The organism is Rhizobacter fulvus (genome assembly GCF_964020785.1).
Genome location: NZ_OZ224516.1, coordinates 2,192,232 through 2,207,783, shown reverse-complemented (window position 1 = coordinate 2,207,783; position 15,552 = coordinate 2,192,232). Strand labels below are relative to the sequence as shown.

At 64.3% G+C, this 15,552-nt stretch carries 16 protein-coding genes and 1 pseudogene; 11 read left to right on the top strand and 6 right to left on the bottom strand.

Annotation, left to right across the window (positions count from 1 at the left end; genetic code table 11):
* Positions 1 to 1,074 carry an extracellular catalytic domain type 1 short-chain-length polyhydroxyalkanoate depolymerase gene (locus ACWH49_RS10490; protein WP_448171408.1) on the bottom strand — a complete coding sequence of 358 codons (1,074 nt, stop codon included), beginning with the start codon at positions 1,072 to 1,074 and terminating at the stop codon, positions 1 to 3.
* Positions 1,075 to 1,293: 219 nt separating this feature from the next.
* Between ACWH49_RS10490 and ACWH49_RS10485 the strand changes: the two genes are divergently transcribed.
* The 4 genes and pseudogenes from ACWH49_RS10485 (at position 1,294) to ACWH49_RS10470 (ending at position 3,795) form a co-directional block, all read left to right on the top strand.
* Positions 1,294 to 1,509, top strand: coding sequence for a hypothetical protein (locus ACWH49_RS10485; protein ID WP_448171407.1), 216 nt, complete (start codon positions 1,294 to 1,296; stop codon positions 1,507 to 1,509).
* 130 nt (positions 1,510 to 1,639) lie between these two features.
* Positions 1,640 to 2,746 (top strand): annotated as a pseudogene (locus tag ACWH49_RS10480) (PilT/PilU family type 4a pilus ATPase); the annotation flags it as partial.
* Positions 2,747 to 3,023: 277 nt separating this feature from the next.
* Entirely contained in the window at positions 3,024 to 3,251 is a 228-nt protein-coding gene (locus ACWH49_RS10475; protein WP_448171406.1) for a hypothetical protein, read from the top strand.
* 94 nt (positions 3,252 to 3,345) lie between these two features.
* Positions 3,346 to 3,795, top strand: a complete 450-nt coding sequence (locus ACWH49_RS10470; RefSeq protein ID WP_448171405.1) for a DUF1810 domain-containing protein — start codon at positions 3,346 to 3,348, stop codon at positions 3,793 to 3,795.
* Between the two features lie 96 nt (positions 3,796 to 3,891).
* Here ACWH49_RS10470 and ACWH49_RS10465 read toward each other — a convergent pair whose 3' ends face one another.
* Positions 3,892 to 4,647: a PEP-CTERM sorting domain-containing protein gene (locus tag ACWH49_RS10465; protein ID WP_448171404.1), complete on the bottom strand. Its 756-nt coding sequence runs from the start codon at positions 4,645 to 4,647 to the stop codon at positions 3,892 to 3,894.
* Between the two features lie 671 nt (positions 4,648 to 5,318).
* Here ACWH49_RS10465 and ACWH49_RS10460 point away from each other — a divergent pair.
* From ACWH49_RS10460 to ACWH49_RS10440, 5 genes are all read left to right on the top strand, one after another.
* Entirely contained in the window at positions 5,319 to 6,872 is a 1,554-nt protein-coding gene (locus tag ACWH49_RS10460; protein ID WP_448171403.1) for a M48 family metalloprotease, read from the top strand.
* 285 nt (positions 6,873 to 7,157) lie between these two features.
* Complete coding sequence (locus ACWH49_RS10455; RefSeq protein ID WP_448171402.1) at positions 7,158 to 8,312, top strand: PIN domain-containing protein; 1,155 nt, start codon at positions 7,158 to 7,160, stop codon at positions 8,310 to 8,312.
* A gap of 440 nt (positions 8,313 to 8,752) precedes the next feature.
* Positions 8,753 to 8,902, top strand: a complete 150-nt coding sequence (locus tag ACWH49_RS10450; RefSeq protein WP_448171401.1) for a hypothetical protein — start codon at positions 8,753 to 8,755, stop codon at positions 8,900 to 8,902.
* Positions 8,903 to 8,950: 48 nt separating this feature from the next.
* Positions 8,951 to 9,385 (top strand): hypothetical protein, encoded by a 435-nt coding sequence (locus ACWH49_RS10445; protein ID WP_448171400.1) that lies wholly within the window; start codon positions 8,951 to 8,953, stop codon positions 9,383 to 9,385.
* A 279-nt stretch (positions 9,386 to 9,664) separates the two neighbouring features.
* Positions 9,665 to 10,675, top strand: a complete 1,011-nt coding sequence (locus ACWH49_RS10440) for a hypothetical protein (protein ID WP_448171399.1) — start codon at positions 9,665 to 9,667, stop codon at positions 10,673 to 10,675.
* Positions 10,676 to 11,169: 494 nt separating this feature from the next.
* Here the strand turns inward: ACWH49_RS10440 and ACWH49_RS10435 are convergent, their stop codons facing one another.
* The 4 genes from ACWH49_RS10435 to ACWH49_RS10420 form a co-directional block, all read right to left on the bottom strand.
* Positions 11,170 to 11,412 (bottom strand): hypothetical protein, encoded by a 243-nt coding sequence (locus tag ACWH49_RS10435; protein ID WP_448171398.1) that lies wholly within the window; start codon positions 11,410 to 11,412, stop codon positions 11,170 to 11,172.
* 21 nt (positions 11,413 to 11,433) lie between these two features.
* Positions 11,434 to 12,093 (bottom strand): hypothetical protein, encoded by a 660-nt coding sequence (locus ACWH49_RS10430; protein ID WP_448171397.1) that lies wholly within the window; start codon positions 12,091 to 12,093, stop codon positions 11,434 to 11,436.
* Positions 12,094 to 12,345, bottom strand: coding sequence for a hypothetical protein (locus tag ACWH49_RS10425; protein WP_448171396.1), 252 nt, complete (start codon positions 12,343 to 12,345; stop codon positions 12,094 to 12,096). It abuts the gene before it with no gap.
* A gap of 288 nt (positions 12,346 to 12,633) precedes the next feature.
* Positions 12,634 to 13,074, bottom strand: coding sequence for a hypothetical protein (locus ACWH49_RS10420; RefSeq protein WP_448171395.1), 441 nt, complete (start codon positions 13,072 to 13,074; stop codon positions 12,634 to 12,636).
* 60 nt (positions 13,075 to 13,134) lie between these two features.
* Between ACWH49_RS10420 and istA the strand changes: the two genes are divergently transcribed.
* Together istA and istB are read left to right on the top strand one after the other, a co-directional pair.
* Complete coding sequence (istA, locus tag ACWH49_RS10415) at positions 13,135 to 14,700, top strand: IS21 family transposase (RefSeq protein WP_448170694.1); 1,566 nt, start codon at positions 13,135 to 13,137, stop codon at positions 14,698 to 14,700.
* Positions 14,690 to 15,487, top strand: coding sequence for an IS21-like element helper ATPase IstB (istB, locus tag ACWH49_RS10410; protein WP_448170693.1), 798 nt, complete (start codon positions 14,690 to 14,692; stop codon positions 15,485 to 15,487). Before istA ends, istB begins: the two co-directional genes overlap by 11 nt.
* Positions 15,488 to 15,552: the final 65 nt, after the last annotated feature.

Sequence of the window (15,552 nt, the reverse complement as noted above, 5' to 3'; positions counted from 1 at the left end):
TCAGCGGGGGTCCAGGAAGAAGCGGACCATCTCGGCCGAGGCGTCCGGGCCGGTCGGGTCGGTGTACGACCCTTCGGCACTGCCGCCCGACCAGGCATGCGCGCCGCCGTGCAGCAGCCACGACTCCACCCGCGCGCGGCCGTCCTCGTCGGTGTAGACCGTGCGGGTGTAGTCGCGGCCGCGCGCGCTGGCCCGCTCGCGCGGCGTCGGCGTCAACGGCACGCCACCAGCCACCGCCTGCGCGACGATCGCCTCGCCGTTGCGCGCGACCACAGTCGCGTCCTGGTCGCCGTGGAAAACGATGGTGCGCGGACCGGGCGCGCCGCCAGCGCCGCGGCGCGACGGCGGCCGCGAGTGGCCCGCCTGCGCGCCGCTCATGGCCATGAAGGCGGAGCCGACGTCGTGCGCGGCGCCTATCGGCAGCCCCGAGTGCGCGCCGACCGCGGCGAAGACCTCGGGGTGCGTCTGCCCCAGGATCACCGCCATCGCGGCGCCGGCCGAGAGGCCCGCGACGAACACCCGCGCCGGGTCGACCCGGTGGTCGCGCACCACGTCGGCGACGATGCCCGCGAGGATCGCCGGTTCGCCGCCTTCGCGCCGCTGGTCCTCGCGGCGGAACCAGTTCCAGCAGTTCGAGCCGTTTGCGTTCCGCGATTGGGCCGGGTAGGCGACCAGGAAGCCGTGCTGCTCGGCCAGCGCGTTCATGCGCGTGCCGGCGGCGAAGTCGTCCGGATTCTGTTTGCAGCCGTGAAGCATCACGACCAGCGGTCGGGGCCGGTCGGCGGCGCCGGCCGGCACGTAGAGCTTGTACGGGCGGCTGCCAGCCGAGCCGGTGTGGTTGAGGGCCAGGAAGGCCCCGCCGTCGACCCGCTCGACGACGGGCAACGGCTCGTCGACAGTGGTCCGCGCGGCGGGCGCGAGGCCGCTCGCATGGGGTGCCTGTTGGGTCAGGCCGGCGGAGGCGAGCGCGCGGCGGATCGTCTCGGAAACGCCCTTTGCGGGACCGGTGGTCGGGTCGAGCCCGGCCGAGCGCAGCGCGCGCTCGATGGTGTCGGAAATGGTGTGCAGGCTCATGGAGGTCCAGTGGGAAAGAGAAATGGTGCAGTGCAGCATAGTGCCTCGTTTTTCGTTCCGGCGTCATCGGCAGCGACCCTTTACGGCGTGGGACATCGCCTACGTCTCGCATCCGGGGTGGCCGCCTGTCGTCCTACAGCACGAGCCGCTGCACGCCGGCAAGGGGGCCGGTCGGGCCTGCGTAAGCTTCCCGCACCTAGAAACCGAGGAGAACCCCGCATGAGAAACATCCTGATCCCGGCCGCCCTGGCCTCCCTGTTCGCCCTGGCCGCCTGCGACAAGCCGGCCGTCGTGGCGGTGCCGGCGCCGTCGCCCGCCCCGTCCACCGTAGTCGTGCCGGGCCCCCCGGGACAGCCGGGGCCGCAAGGCGAAGCCGGCAAGGCGGGCGACACGACCGTCATCGTCACGCCGCCGGCAAGCGCCGCGTCGAACTGACCGCCTGACCGTCGTTACCGGCTCGCGCGCCGCGAGCCGGGTTTGACGGCTCTTTTCCGGCGATCGCGCAGAGCGCGTCGCGGCATGCTGCGGGCTGGGCCATCTGGTCTGCCCGCCGCACCGTCCCGACATGCCCGCCTTCACCGAAGAACAAGCCCGCGCCTACATGCACAAGCTGCTGGCGGCCATGAGCCAGGCCGGCGGCTCCGACCTGTTCATCGCGGCGGACTTTCCGCCGAGCATGAAATCGCATGGCGCGATGAAGCCGCTGACCACGCAGAAGCTCAGCGCCGAGCTGACCCGCGAACTGGCCAACGCCCTGATGAACGAAGCGCAGCGCGCCGAGTTCGAGCGCGAGATGGAATGCAACTTCGCGATCTCGATCCCGGGCATCTCGCGCTTTCGCGTCAACGTGCACGTGCAGCAGCAGTGCGTGAGCATGGTGATCCGCACGATCGCCTCGGAGATCCCGAACTTCGAGAAGCTCAAGCTGCCCGAGGTGCTGAAGGACGTCGTGATGAACAAGCGCGGGCTCGTGCTGGTGGTGGGCGCGACCGGCTCCGGCAAGTCGACCACGCTGGCCGCGCTGATCGACCACCGCAACCGCACCCATGCCGGCCACATCATCACGGTGGAAGACCCGGTGGAGTATGTGCATGCGTCGCGCCTGTCGCTGGTGACGCACCGCGAGGTCGGCGTCGACACCAAGTCGTGGCACCACGCGCTGAAGAACACGCTGCGTCAGGCGCCCGACGTGATCCTGATCGGCGAGATCCGCGATGCCGAGACCATGGAACACGCGATCGCGTTCGCCGAGACCGGCCACCTGTGCCTGGGCACCCTGCACGCCAACAGCTCCAGTCAGACGATCGAGCGGATCATCAACTTCTTCCCCGAGGAGCGGCGGGCACAGCTGCTGATGGACCTGTCCGCGAACCTGCGCGCGATCGTCTCGCAGCGCCTGGTGCGGCGCGAGGACGGCCACGGCCGCGCCGCCGCGATCGAGATCCTGCTGAACACGCCGATCATCGCGGAGCGCATCTTCCAGGGGCAGTTCCACGAACTGAAGGTGATCATGTCCAAGTCGCGCGAGCTCGGCATGCGCACCTTCGACTGGGCGCTGTTCGAGCTCTACAACGCCGGCACGATCAGCTTCGAGGAGGCCATCCGCAACGCCGACTCGGCCAACGAACTGCGCCTGCACATCAAGCTCAAGAGCGAGCGCGGCGAGCCGCCGCCGTCCAACTTCATGGACCTGGCGATCGAGGACGACGGACCGACGCCCGAACAGCTCGAGGAGCAGCGCCACGAGGAGCTGCTGCGGCAGCAGGAGACGCGCCGCCGGCGCGAGGACGCGGAACTGGAACAGATGCGCGAGCGCAAGCGCCTGGCGGAGGCGGCGGCGCGCAAGCCCTGACGGCGGGCTCTTCAGCGGGGGCCGGCGAACACGGTCCACCAGCGAATCCGCGGCATGAAGCTTGCAACACCCGCCCCTTCAACTCCCGGGGACCAACGTGCAGGCGTCGACGTCGATCAAGGTGCGAATCCGGGCCATCGCCGAGGTGCTGGTCATCGCGATGCTCGGCACGATCCCGGCGCTGCTGCCCGCCACCGCCCTGCTGGCGCTGATCGACTTCCACAAGGACAGTGACGGCTTCATGATGGCGATGCTTTACGCGGGCAGCGTCGGCGGCGCCACGGTCGGCATGGCGTTCGCGAAGCGGCGCGCCGGCAAGCCCTGACGGTCGCGCGGCGACGCCCTACATCGCCGCCCGCGCCGATGGGCTAAGTTCGAGGCTTCAGGACCGAGCCTGCCAGCCGCGAAGGAGCCAGCGCATGAGTGCCGAGGGCGTCGAGCGGTTCCTGGACGCCCAGGAGCCGATCTACGGACAGGTCGTCGAGGAGTTGCGCCGCGGGCGCAAGACCAGCCACTGGATGTGGTTCGTGTTCCCGCAGCTGCGCGGCCTGGGCCGCAGCCCGGCGGCGCAGTTCTACGGGCTGGCATCGGCGGACGAGGCCCGGGCCTACCTCGAGCAGCCGGTGCTCAGCCAACGACTCAGGCAGTGCGTCGACCTGGTGCTCGCCGTCGACGGCCGCTCGGCGCACGACATCTTCGGCAGCCCGGACGACCTGAAGCTGCGCTCCAGCCTGACGCTGTTCGACCACGTGGCGCCGCACGACCCGGTGTTCGGGCGGGCGCTGGACCGGCTGTTCGGCGGCATGCGCGACGACCGCACGCTGGTGCTGCTCGGCCATCGACCCTCAACCCCAGGAGATCCCCCATGACGTCGCAGCAGATCAAGCCCGAGCTTCACGGCAAGACCATCGAATCGGCCGAAGTGCTCGAACGCCCGAGCGGCGACGCGGAGTTCGTGATGCGATTCACCGACGGGTCCACGGCCACCGTGGCCGCTTGGAAGCGCGAGGGTCATGCGCTGCAGATGAACGTCGACCTGTCGCCGAACGCGCATCCGCTGACGGATGGCGGGACGCATCGGCGCAACGTCTGAACATCGCCATCCCGACCGCGACGCCCAGCCCGAGCAGCGCGGTCGTCGACGGCTCCGGCACCGGCAGGAAGCGGATGTCGTCGATCGCCACGGCCGTGCGTTCGTCCGGGGTGCGCAAACCGATCCTCAGCTCGACCAGCCGACCCGCGAACGCCGACACGTCCCCGCGCCATTCGCCGCCGACGGGCCGCATGTCGATCATCGTGCCGTCGAGCGACAGCGAAAACGCGGACTCGCTGGCGAGCACGCTCACGGTGGTTGCACCGATCGGGACCGTGCCGGTCTGCCAGACCTCGGCTTCGACGAAGCCGCCACGCGGGATCTGCTCGTACAAGGTTCCGCTGTGCATGTACAAGGCGTACGAGCCCGTCCCGAAAGCCGTGCAGCACCCCGACACCGGATACAGCGAATAGCTCACGCTGTAGCCGACGTTGAGATTCTCGTAGCCGAGGTAGGCATCGGCCGCCCGGTGACTCCATCCCGGGGCCCCCTGGCTCCAGGTCAGCAGGCCGCCCTGCTCGAGTTCGGACAGCTGCGCCTCCTCGAATCCGAGGTTGACGAAATTCTGCGCGTGAACCCCGAAGCTGGCGCTTGCGAGGACAGCAATGACGCAGGACGCGAGTCTCATGGTCGTCTCCCGCCGACAGAGGAAGCCCGGATATTCGGCGGCGCGACGGCGCCTTGCAAGTGCTTGGGGGCCCGGGCTCTTCCCCGGGTCGACGACCTGATATGAGAGGCCACTGAAATGGCTGGACTGAGGGGTGCCACAAATCAACGTCTGTCCAACATTTTCTGTCCGGCCCAAGTTCGAAATTCATTGAAATCACCAGACTTACTGCCGGCAGTTCACCAATATGGCTGGACTACCTCCAGACATGCCAAGCGCAGTGTCGGCTTCGTTTAGCTTTTACTTCTAGCTCGAGCGACGTGAGCACTATAGACGCCCGAGGCTGCGGATACTCCAGGTCCGGAAAACCGCCAGAAACGTCGACCGAGCCATAGGCCGCTTGCGAGTTCGCGCGGAAGTGAGGGGTGGGGTCCGCTTGTGCGGCCGCCCAAGGAGCAGACCCGACCAGAGCCAGCCAAAGCAGCAACTTCGCAGTTGGCGGGAGAGAGCTCAGTGTCTTCATGCGCGCCTCTGATTGTTCGCACGACGAATTTGAGCCATCCCATCGAGACTGCGTGTCGGCATGGCGCGCCCGCCAATGTAGGAACGGGTCGGTTCTGCCGCCGACCCACCGGTACCGGCGCACCCCCCACCGACTGTTCCAGCGGATCATCTCGTGATACTGTAACGAAATGCACGTTTTGCGAGCCCTCCGATTCGTCTGCGCTTTGGCGCTCCTTTGCAGCTTCAACGCGCGTGCACAGCACTGGGAGGTCAAGTCCATCCTTGCGAACGTCCAGCAGCCAAACGTTCGCCTGACAGCCACTAAGAACGGCAATGTCGAGACCGTCGACACCGTCAAGCGCGAGTGGGTTCTGCGCGTTGCCACCGTGACTGAGCGGCTCGCTCCTGCTTACGGATTGCGGGCACCCGACCAATACCTCGTGAAGCAGAGCGGCCCCAACGCTTTCGTTACGTTCTACAAAGACCAGCCGGCGATGTTCGTTAACACCGACATGCTCCGGCTCGCCGGCGATGACGACGACATGATGGCTGCCGTCATCGGGCACGAGCTGGGTCACCTCAAGGCGAACCACCTCACCGACGGAAAGAATCGTGCTGCAGTAGTCTCGTTGCTAAGTACGCTTGCCGGGCTCGCAGTGGATATCGCGCAAGCAAAGCGCGGAGTCGACACGGGAGGCCTTGGAACTCAGGTGGGAAGCCTGGGCGGGCAACTCGTCAACGCAAAGTTCTCGAGGGACCAGGAGCGCGAAGCGGACGACATCGGTCTTCGAAGCATGGCGTCTGTTGGATATGACCCGCACGCGGCCCCTCGTTTGTGGGCCCGGATGGAGGCCCTTAGCGGCGGCGGCAGCGGCCTTTGGCTGTCCTCGCATCCAAGCAGCGCAGAGAGGTTCCAGACTCTGACTGTCGCTGCGGCCAAGCTCCCTTCCGCTTCGACGACTACCTATGCGAAGACGGACACCACCCCGGCGCCCTACGACCCCTATCCCGTATCGGTATACCGAACCATGGCGCTCACAAGCGAAGAGCTTGGCGCCCTCGAGCCCGGCCCGTACCGCAGGGGAGTCGTGGCTACCAAGAGCGGGGCTCTCGTCGAGGCCGTCGAGCAGTACGCGATAGCTGCTGAGCAGGGTGACGAGCGCGCCATGGCCGCCCTCGGCGATGCCTACAGCACAGGCAAAGGCGCCAACCAGGATTTCGCGGTCGCAATCGACTACTACAAGCGCTCCGCTAGCAAAGGGTTCGGCCCGGGGCTTTTCGCACTGGCGTCCATGAACCTGGCGGGCCGAGGACAAGCAGTCGACCCGACCGAAGCCATGACCCTCTACTCTTCCGCCGAAGCGCGAGGTTTGCCGCGCGCCACGGCGATGATTGGCCTCATGTATGCGGAGGGGGCGGGAGTCCCGAAAGACTTGGTCAAAGCGCGAGAGTTGACAAGCCGCGCTGCCTCCAAGGGCGACATGTTTGGCAGGGCCGCCTATGCGGCGATGCTGCGGGATGGCGTGGGCGGTCCCACGGATGTCCCCAAGAGCTTTGAAATACTGAGCAGCTTGGGTGAAGAAAATGTCGGGTACGCGCACTTTCAGCTTGCGCTTTCCTACGATCAAGGCGCTGGCACCGCGCCTGACAAAAACAAGGCAGCGGAGTTTTATAGGAAAGCGCTCGCCAGCGGTTTGGCTCCCGCCAAAGCCCGCCTGCAAGCGCTCGGATTTGCCGAGTAGCCCACAGCTACCAGCCCGCCGCGGACCTGCCCCAAATAGTATGTTCAATGTAAGAGCAGTTCACGACCCCTTGACCAAGGTGAGTTGACGGCCGGCGCGTTGAACTCGCCGCGACTGCCCGCCGGACGGCATCTGTGCAGCAGGCTGCTGCACAAGTGTCCAAGCGCCGCTTGGAAAAAACTCCAACTCTGCGCATGGCGACGCGAACCGTACGTCGGATCGGGTCCAGTCGCTACGCAACATCCTTCACAGACAAGGCATCATCACGCCGGCTAAACGTCTCGAATGGAGATGCTGGACATGGATCACGCCCGCCTTCAGGCAACCCTGCGTCACTTCGCCGCCGAGCGCGACTGGCAAGCGTTCCATTCACCGAAGAACCTGTCCACGGCGCTGATGGTCGAAGCGGCCGAGCTGGCGGAAATCTTCCAATGGATGACGCCTGAGCAATCACGTCAGGCTCACGACGAGGCTGACGTGAAGGCCCGTATCGGCGAAGAGCTTGCCGACGTCCTGCTCTACCTGCTGCAGGTCGCGGACCACACCAAGGTCGACCTGACGCAGGCGGTTCAACACAAGCTCGTGCGTAACGCCGAGAAGTATCCGCCGGTGCGATCCATCGAAGCGGCCGCATCCGCAGCATCGCGGCCTGGCGAGACACACGTCCTGCTCGACTACGAGAACGTCCAGCCGAGCGAAGCCGAGCTGCGAGCGCTGGTCCCCGGCGTGTCAGACGTGTGGGTGTTCCACGGCACGCACCAGAAGCTGGTCGACGCGCGTTTCACGTCGTTCGGCAGGGGCGTGACCCTGATACCCATCAGCAAGACAGGGAAGAACGCGCTGGACTTTCACCTCTCGTACTACATGGGTTACATCACATCGCGCAATCCGAACGCGCGGTTCGTCGTGGTGGCCAACGACAAGGGCTACGACTCGATGCTGGAGCATGCAAAGGAGTTGGGATTCGCTGTCGAGAAGCGCGGTCATCAGCGGGTGGGTGCGGAGTCACCGCGCGCGGTGGTGAGCAGGAAGGTGTCACCGGAGCCGACAGTACCGAAGGCCGCGGCAAAGAAGAAGCCTGCGAAGAGGCCAGTGGCGGCGAAGACGGTCGCAACTAGAAGGACTGCAGCCAAGAAAGCGGCGCCTGTCACGGCCAAAGTGAACCCACCGACGAAAAAAGTTGCAAACAGATCTGGAACGACCAAAAAGGTGGTGAAAGCCGTTGCACCGGGTTCAGCTGCCATGCTGGCAAAGATCCTTGCCAGCCTGCGAAAGATGGGCGTTGCGCGGCCTGCCAAGGCGGCTTCACTTCGCCGTACCGTCAAGACACACCTGGGTAAGAGCGCCTCCGACGATGCGGTGACCGCATCAATCAATAACCTCGTGGCCAAGGGCGCAATCGCAGTAAGCCCGACCGGCGACATCACTTACTGGCTGTAAGCGTCAAATTTTGGCGACACGGAACTGCGTCCTCGCCCGAGGCGGCAATGCAAACCACCCGTCGGTGTCCCCGCCCGAGCGTCGCCGCCCTTCTATCGACATGCGTCTACGCGCCCCCGACCGCTGTCTCTCTGCCTCTCAAAGCAGCAGTCGGGGTTCTTGCGTGGGTCAGTTTTAGATGGAAATCATCGGCGTTTGTGGGTCACTTCGAGATGGAAGTCAACAAGCCGCGCCTCCCGCCACGAAACAGTGATGACACCGCTCGACGTCATGTCAAGGGAGCGATTGCTGCTAGCGTTCACTCACTGATGCCATCGATGCGATGCGCCAAGATCGGTGAAGGAGGAAGTCAATGCGTTCGCGGCGACAATCCTCCGGCCGAGGTGGCGCAGCCAGCATGGCGTGCACCCCAACCAGATCACCGACTGGAAGAACACTAGTTGCTGGCCAAGGCCGCCGACCTGTTCGGTGGTGAGCCTCAACCGGATGAACCCACGGTCGACCTGAAGGCGCTGCCGGCCAAGATCGGCCAGATCTCGGCGCACGATGGTCCGCATGCCTTTGCGAAGCTCTTTGAACGGTCGACCTGAGGCCGTCGCCCCTTACCTAAGACCGGCCCATGCCAGCCAAGCCTTGCCGTGACTGACGTGGTTTGGGGCAGCTTTGGCTTATCGAACGCTCACTTTTGCCCGCGCGCCGGCAACGCCCCCGCGCCGGACCACGCCGAGCCGAGCACCGAGCCGGCGCTGCCAAGCCGCAGCGACATCGAAAACGGTCAGTTCTTGCACAGCCTCTGCGAATGGTTGATCGAGCGCGCAGTGCAGATCCGACTGCGCCGGCGGCGCGGGCTGCCACAGCCCGCCCCAGTCCAAGACGGGCAGCGGTTGGCCAAACTGACGCGCAATGACGTGCCAGCAGCGGACCTCTATCCAAGGAAGGTTCTTGGCAGCGAAGGCCTGGCGCTTTCGGTCGTCGACCGCGTGGGTATGCCAGACCTCGACCAGCAAGAGAATCTTGCCGTCCGAGTTCGTGACCGTGAGGTCCGGGACGCACCTGCGACCGCCCACCATTAGAGGTCGCTCCCGCAACACGTGGTGGTCGCCGCCATCGGGCAACAGCCGCTGCAGCCCACACCAGTCGACTCCGGAGTGAAATCGGGCCTCAAGCCCAATTTCTGTCGTGAGCGCCACCTGGAGCCGCTTGATGGCGAGTCCGTGCGGCGGGTGACCTCCCCAGCCAAGACGCCGTCTGCGTTGCACGGAACTGGAACGGCACAAGCGCAAGTTCATCGTCGACTTCGGCCTTAGCATGGGAGCACTCCCTATGTAACTGAGAGGCTCAAGTTAGTCCGCATGGCCGTTTTTTTGCAGTCCGAAACCATCCTAGAACCGTCGGTGGACGCTTCCAGCCCCGAGGCAGCGCAGGCCGCCGCGGTAGCGTGCGCTTACCTTCTGGAGACTAGGCAACACCACAAATCACACGCATTTCAGGTGTTCTTTGCGCTGGCTCAGGCGACGCGCGAGCGGAGCCTTCGGGGCTTGGCCGTTGAGTTCAGCGCAGCCAACCTGAAGGCGGCGGTGGCACCGCATGCAGCGAAGGAGGCGAGCGGATGGATGAGCCCCCACTGGGCTCGGCTCACGAGCCTTGAGTTGGAATGGCAGGAGGGCCTGACCGCGACCGCTCGGGTTCTGAGCTTGCGATTCACACCGCGCCTACGGAAGGACGCCGGATCCCCTGCGCTGTACACGCTGGAGCCGGTACCGCTATCCGACGAGGAGCCCGGCACTCCGCTATCCGAGGTTCCTGACGGCGGGGTGCGCTACACGCCGGAAGCGGTCAAGGCGCCCGCGGCTTGGCTCAGTAGCGCGCTCAAGTCCGGCGTCGTCAGGTGGACCGTGGGTATTCGCTGGGGCATTCTCGGAGCGCTGGTGCTCACCACTGTGGTCGTCTTGTTGGGGATTTGGGCCGTCTTTACTGTCGGCATCAGATCGACCCGGGCGCTGAGCTTGGCCGATGTGCTCGGCATCATCAGCGTAGCCGCAATCGCGCTATGGCTGATGTCCCTGTACCGGTTCTTGGATGACCTGTTCGATCTTCGAATCGTCATGGCGCCGCTGATCCTGACCCCCTTTGCACATCACAACGTCACGCTGGAAGCCAGACGGCGGGACAGCGAAGATGAAGTGGGCGAGCTCGCGTTTGTAAGGTACTCGGCGATCTGCCCGCTTTGCGACGGATCAGTGTCCGTAATGCCAGGGCGGCGACGTTTTCCTGACCGCTTGGTCGGACGGTGTCGCGGATCGGGCCGGGAACATGTTTTCAGTTTCGATCATGTGTTGCGAGTGGGTCGGCAGCTTGTTTGAGCAATTTCCGATGCGTCCCAAATTGAGACCGCGCGATCTGGTTTATTTGTACTCCGCTACTGGGATGGACTGCTTTTGCCAAGCGGTTGGACAAGTCCTTGGATGACCTTGGCCCCCGCAGAGCGAGCCTCTGCGTTCATGGGCGCTTCGAGGGATCGGCACGGATCGCCCGCAAGTGCTCCCTCCAAGCACACACGTGCCCTTGTGGATGAACACATACTTGACCAACTCATCCAACATGTTGGGGAACAGGTACAGCGAAGCGTTGAACGCTTGCATCACATCGCGTGACTTCACTGACTTCGGCGGAAATGAGCTTCTTTCCGAACACGGCCAGCACCTGGCGGTACCGCCGCATCCGGCAGCGCCCCCGGCCCGTCCGGCATCGGTGCTTCCCGAAGGCATGGTCGAGCGTCGCAGGCCTCGGGTGGGTTGATTTCTAGGAGTTGCCCAACCCTCAGGTGGGGGGGCGAAGCGGGCCGCCCGAACCGCTATCAACGCATCATCGCCACAAATGAGAGCGCGGCCACAACGCCCAGAACGGCCGCCACTGCGGCACCGCCCCAAGCGCCAATCTTCGGCTTCAGAACGTAGTACATCCCGAAAGTCACGAGACCACCGACCAAGCCGAACAATTTCACAATGACCAAGGTGGCCACCGAGGGCAATAGCCAGCCCCAAGAACTGCTCTTCGTTTCTGCAATAGCCGCCTGTGCTATCTGTTCATCGTTGCTCATCTGGTACTTCTTTCTTCGTTGCTACTGCCGAATGACAATGCTACTTTTCAGTCGGTCGTGCGCGGCCATGGCGGCCTTGTCCTTATCTATGTACGACAAGGTAATCAGAACCTTGTCTGCGCCCATTGGTACGTGGTACTGAGCGACCATCATCGTTTCTGCCGGGTTGATAGTTGATGTGCGAGCGTAACGAAAGACCCACGCAAGCTGCCCCCCCAACATCTCTACTGCGGCAGCGGCCCGACCGACTTCCGTTGACCCCATTTTTGCGAGCCCAACCCACATCGGGGCCGACTCCGCCTTCCAGAGGTCGTCAAGGTCTCTCACGACCTGATTTCGATCAGCCTTCGCATCTTCACGGGCGTCCGATTGGGAAATTGGAGGCGAAAGATTGATGAACGATGCCCGCACAGACACCCGCGCGGCGGAGGGTGAAGATTGAGCCGACAGGGAGGCTACATGCTGATCCTGAACGCCGGTGATCTTTTCCGCCAATCGCGTGACGCTCTTTCGGCCCTCCGCGTCACGGATTGTCCAGTTCTCGGGCACCTCCAACAGCACCCTGTCCCTGACGTTCAGCCTCGTATAGCCAAGCGACTGCGCCACCGCGTTCGCATTCAAGACTGAGGTAAGCACGCAGGTGCTCGCAAGGAAAGTGAGAATCCGCGTGACGCTCGTCATTCAAAGGACCTTCTCGACTTCGCAGCTCGTTCCAGTGCTGAAGATGATCTTGCCGATTGAGAAGCCGCCTGTACTGTCGATGCGCAGGATCGCCTCGTCCCCATACGCGTATTCGTAGCAATACCGGGTGACTACGTAGTTCTTTCCGCCGTCGACTTTGTACAAGTCCTGATCTTTTCGGGTGACTGTCACCTTGTAGACGTCAGCTGCAAACGCAGTGCCTGCGAAAAGCATTGAAACGGCCGCCGTCATGGCGGCATGGATTCTCACCATTTCCACTCCCTCATTGTTCTGAGCGTTATGTTACATGGGGGGAGCTACATGACCCCGCTCGCGTCCCACACCGCGAGGTCCAAGTTGACGAGAACGTAGCCCACTGCGAACGTAGAGACTTCGAGGTATCTGCTCTACTGGCCATACGTTGCAGCGTGGTCGATGAACTTCCGCGAACGGTCGCACAGCACGACCTTGAGCGGCAATCTGTCGATCCGCTTGAGCGCCTTCCCGATGTCGCGAGCGGGCAGATTGGCAGAGGAGCCTTCATTGCACTTGACGCACCTTGGATCCGAAGAAGCGCAAGATTTTCGTCGTGCGCCCATTCAGTACCGGCAGATCCTCGCGGTTGCACCATCCAATGAGCTCCTGTACGTTCGATTGCCCGAACTCGTCGAGTTTGTAACGCGGTTCGTAGATTAGGTTGCTCATGCGCTCGACAACATCGCCCGGACCGAACACAAGATAGGCTAGCGACTCGCGGGCGCGCGCCGGATCGTTGGCCTTCGGAAAGACTTGCCTCCAAGTCTTCAAGCCACCTGCGAAAAACCGGAATCGGTCATGGAAGGAATGGAGCGTTGCCAGCGCGTCGAACAATTCCTCGTCGTTCGCGGCCTTCACGGTTTCCTCCGAAGCAAAGACGCGTTTCAGACGTTGATAGTGTTGATTTCCATCCAGAAGTGATCCACTGACCTCGCTGATTTCCATTTAAAACTGACCCACGCAAGAACCCTAACCTGCTGCTTTGAGTGGCAGGGAGCAGTAGGAGTGATTGACGTGGCGACACTGAGTGTCATCAGGCGGTGGGCCCTGCGCGAGCAGCTGTCCATCCGCGAGATAGCCCGACGCACCGGCCTGTCTCGCAACACCATCAGGAAGTACCTTCGGGCCGGTACGGTCGAGCCCCGGTACGCGAAGCGCGCGAGCCCGAGCAAGCTCGACTCGTATGCCGACAAACTCTCGGGCTGGCTCAAGGCCGAGGCGACCAAGTCGCGCAAGCAGCGGCGAACGTTGAAGCAGATGCACGCCGACCTCGTCGTGCTCGGCTACGCGGGTTCCTACAACCGCGTCGCTGCCTTCGCCAGAGCTTGGACCGCGCAGCGGCACGAGGTCGAGCAGACCACTGGACGCGGCACCTTCGTGCCCCTGACCTTCGGCGCGGGTGAGGCCTTCCAGTTCGACTGGAGCGAGGACTGGGCCGTCATTGCCGGCGAGCGCACCAAGCTGCAGGTTGCGCACTTCAAGCTCAGCCACAGCCGGGCGTTCCTGCTGCGGGCCTACCCGCTGCAGACCCACGAGATGCTGTTCGACGCGCACAACCACGCCTTCGAGGTGCTGGGCGGCGTCCCGCGCCGCGGCATCTACGACAACATGCGCACCGCCGTCGACAAGGTTCGACGCGGCAAGGAGCGCGACATCAACGCGCGCTTCCAGGCCATGGTCAGCCACTACCTGTTCGAGGCCGAGTTCTGCAACCCCGCCTCCGGTTGGGAGAAGGGCCAGGTCGAGAAGAACGTGCGCGACGCTCGGCACAGGCTGTGGCAACCGACGCCTGCGTTCCCGACGCTGGACGCCTTGAACGACTGGCTCGAGCAACGCTGCAAGGCGCTGTGGGCCGAGATCAGCCACGGCAGGCTGCCCGGCACCGTTGCCGACGTGTGGGCGCAAGAGAAGGCGTTCCTGATGGAGCGGCCTCGCGCCTTCGACGGCTTCGTCGAGCACACCAAGCGTGTCTCGCCGACATGCCTCGTGCACTTTGAGCGCAACCGCTACAGCGTGCCGGCGTCGTATGCCAACCGCCCGGTGAGCCTGCGGGCCTATGCCGACCGGCTCGTGGTCGCGGCCGAGGGCCAGATCGTGTGCGAGCACGTTCGCATCATCGACCGGCGCCACGACACGAGCGGCCAGACCGTCTACGACTGGCGCCACTACCTGGCGGTGCTGCAGAGGAAGCCGGGAGCGCTGCGCAACGGCGCGCCGTTCGCCGAGCTGCCCGAGGGCTTCCGGCGGCTGCAAGGCTCGTTGCTCAGACAACCCGGCGGCGACCGGGAGATGGTGGAGATCCTGGCGCTGGTGCTGCACCATGACGAGCAGGCCGTGCTCGCCGCGGTGGAGCTGGCGCTGGAAGCCGGCGTGCCGACGAAGACGCATGTGCTCAACGTGCTTCACCGGCTGCTCGACGGCAAGCCGCCCGCGCCGCCGGTGACCGCGCCGCAGGCTCTGCGCCTGGTCAACGAGCCGCAGGCCAACGTGCTGCGCTACGACGCGCTGCGGGGCAAGGCCCAGGCCGCTGTGCACGCCTACGCGGCCAAGGAGAACTGCCATGCGTCATGACCCTGCGAGCGCGGCGATCGTGATCATGCTGCGCGAACTCAAGATGCACGGCATGGCGCACGCGGTAGCGGAACTGGCCGAACAAGGTGCACCCGCCTTCGAAGACGCGCAGCCGGTCCTGTCGCAGCTGCTCAAGGCGGAGACGGCGGAGCGCGAGGTGCGCTCGGTGGCCTACCAGTTGAAGCTGGCGCGCTTGCCCGTCTACCGCGACCTCGCAGGCTTCGACTTCGGGCAGAGCGAGGTCAACGAAGCACTGGTGCGTCAGCTGCACCGATGCGAGTTCCTAGAGGATGCGCAGAACGTGGTGCTCGTCGGCGGGCCGGGCACGGGCAAGACGCACCTGGCCACTGCGCTCGGGGTGCAGGCCGTCGAGCATCATCATCGGCGCGTAAGGTTCTTCTCCACGGTCGAGCTGGTCAATGCGCTGGAGCTCGAGAAGGCCACGGGCAAGGCCGGTCAGATCGCGCACCGGTTGATGTACGCCGACCTGGTCATCCTCGACGAGCTGGGCTACCTGCCGTTCAGCGCGTCAGGCGGGGCGTTGCTGTTCCATCTGCTGTCCAAGCTCTACGAGCGGACCAGCGTGGTGATAACGACCAACCTGAGCTTCAGCGAGTGGGCCAGCGTGTTCGGCGATGCGAAGATGACGACGGCGCTGCTGGACCGGCTCACGCATCATTGCCACATCCTGGAGACCGGCAACGACAGCTACCGCTTCAAGAACAGTTCAGCCCAACCAACCCAACCCAAGAAGGAGTCCAAGACCAAGAAGTTATCCACAACGTGAGCCCGCGGGGCTCAAATACGGGTGGGTCACTATTGAATGGAAAAGGCGGGTCAGGATTACGTGGA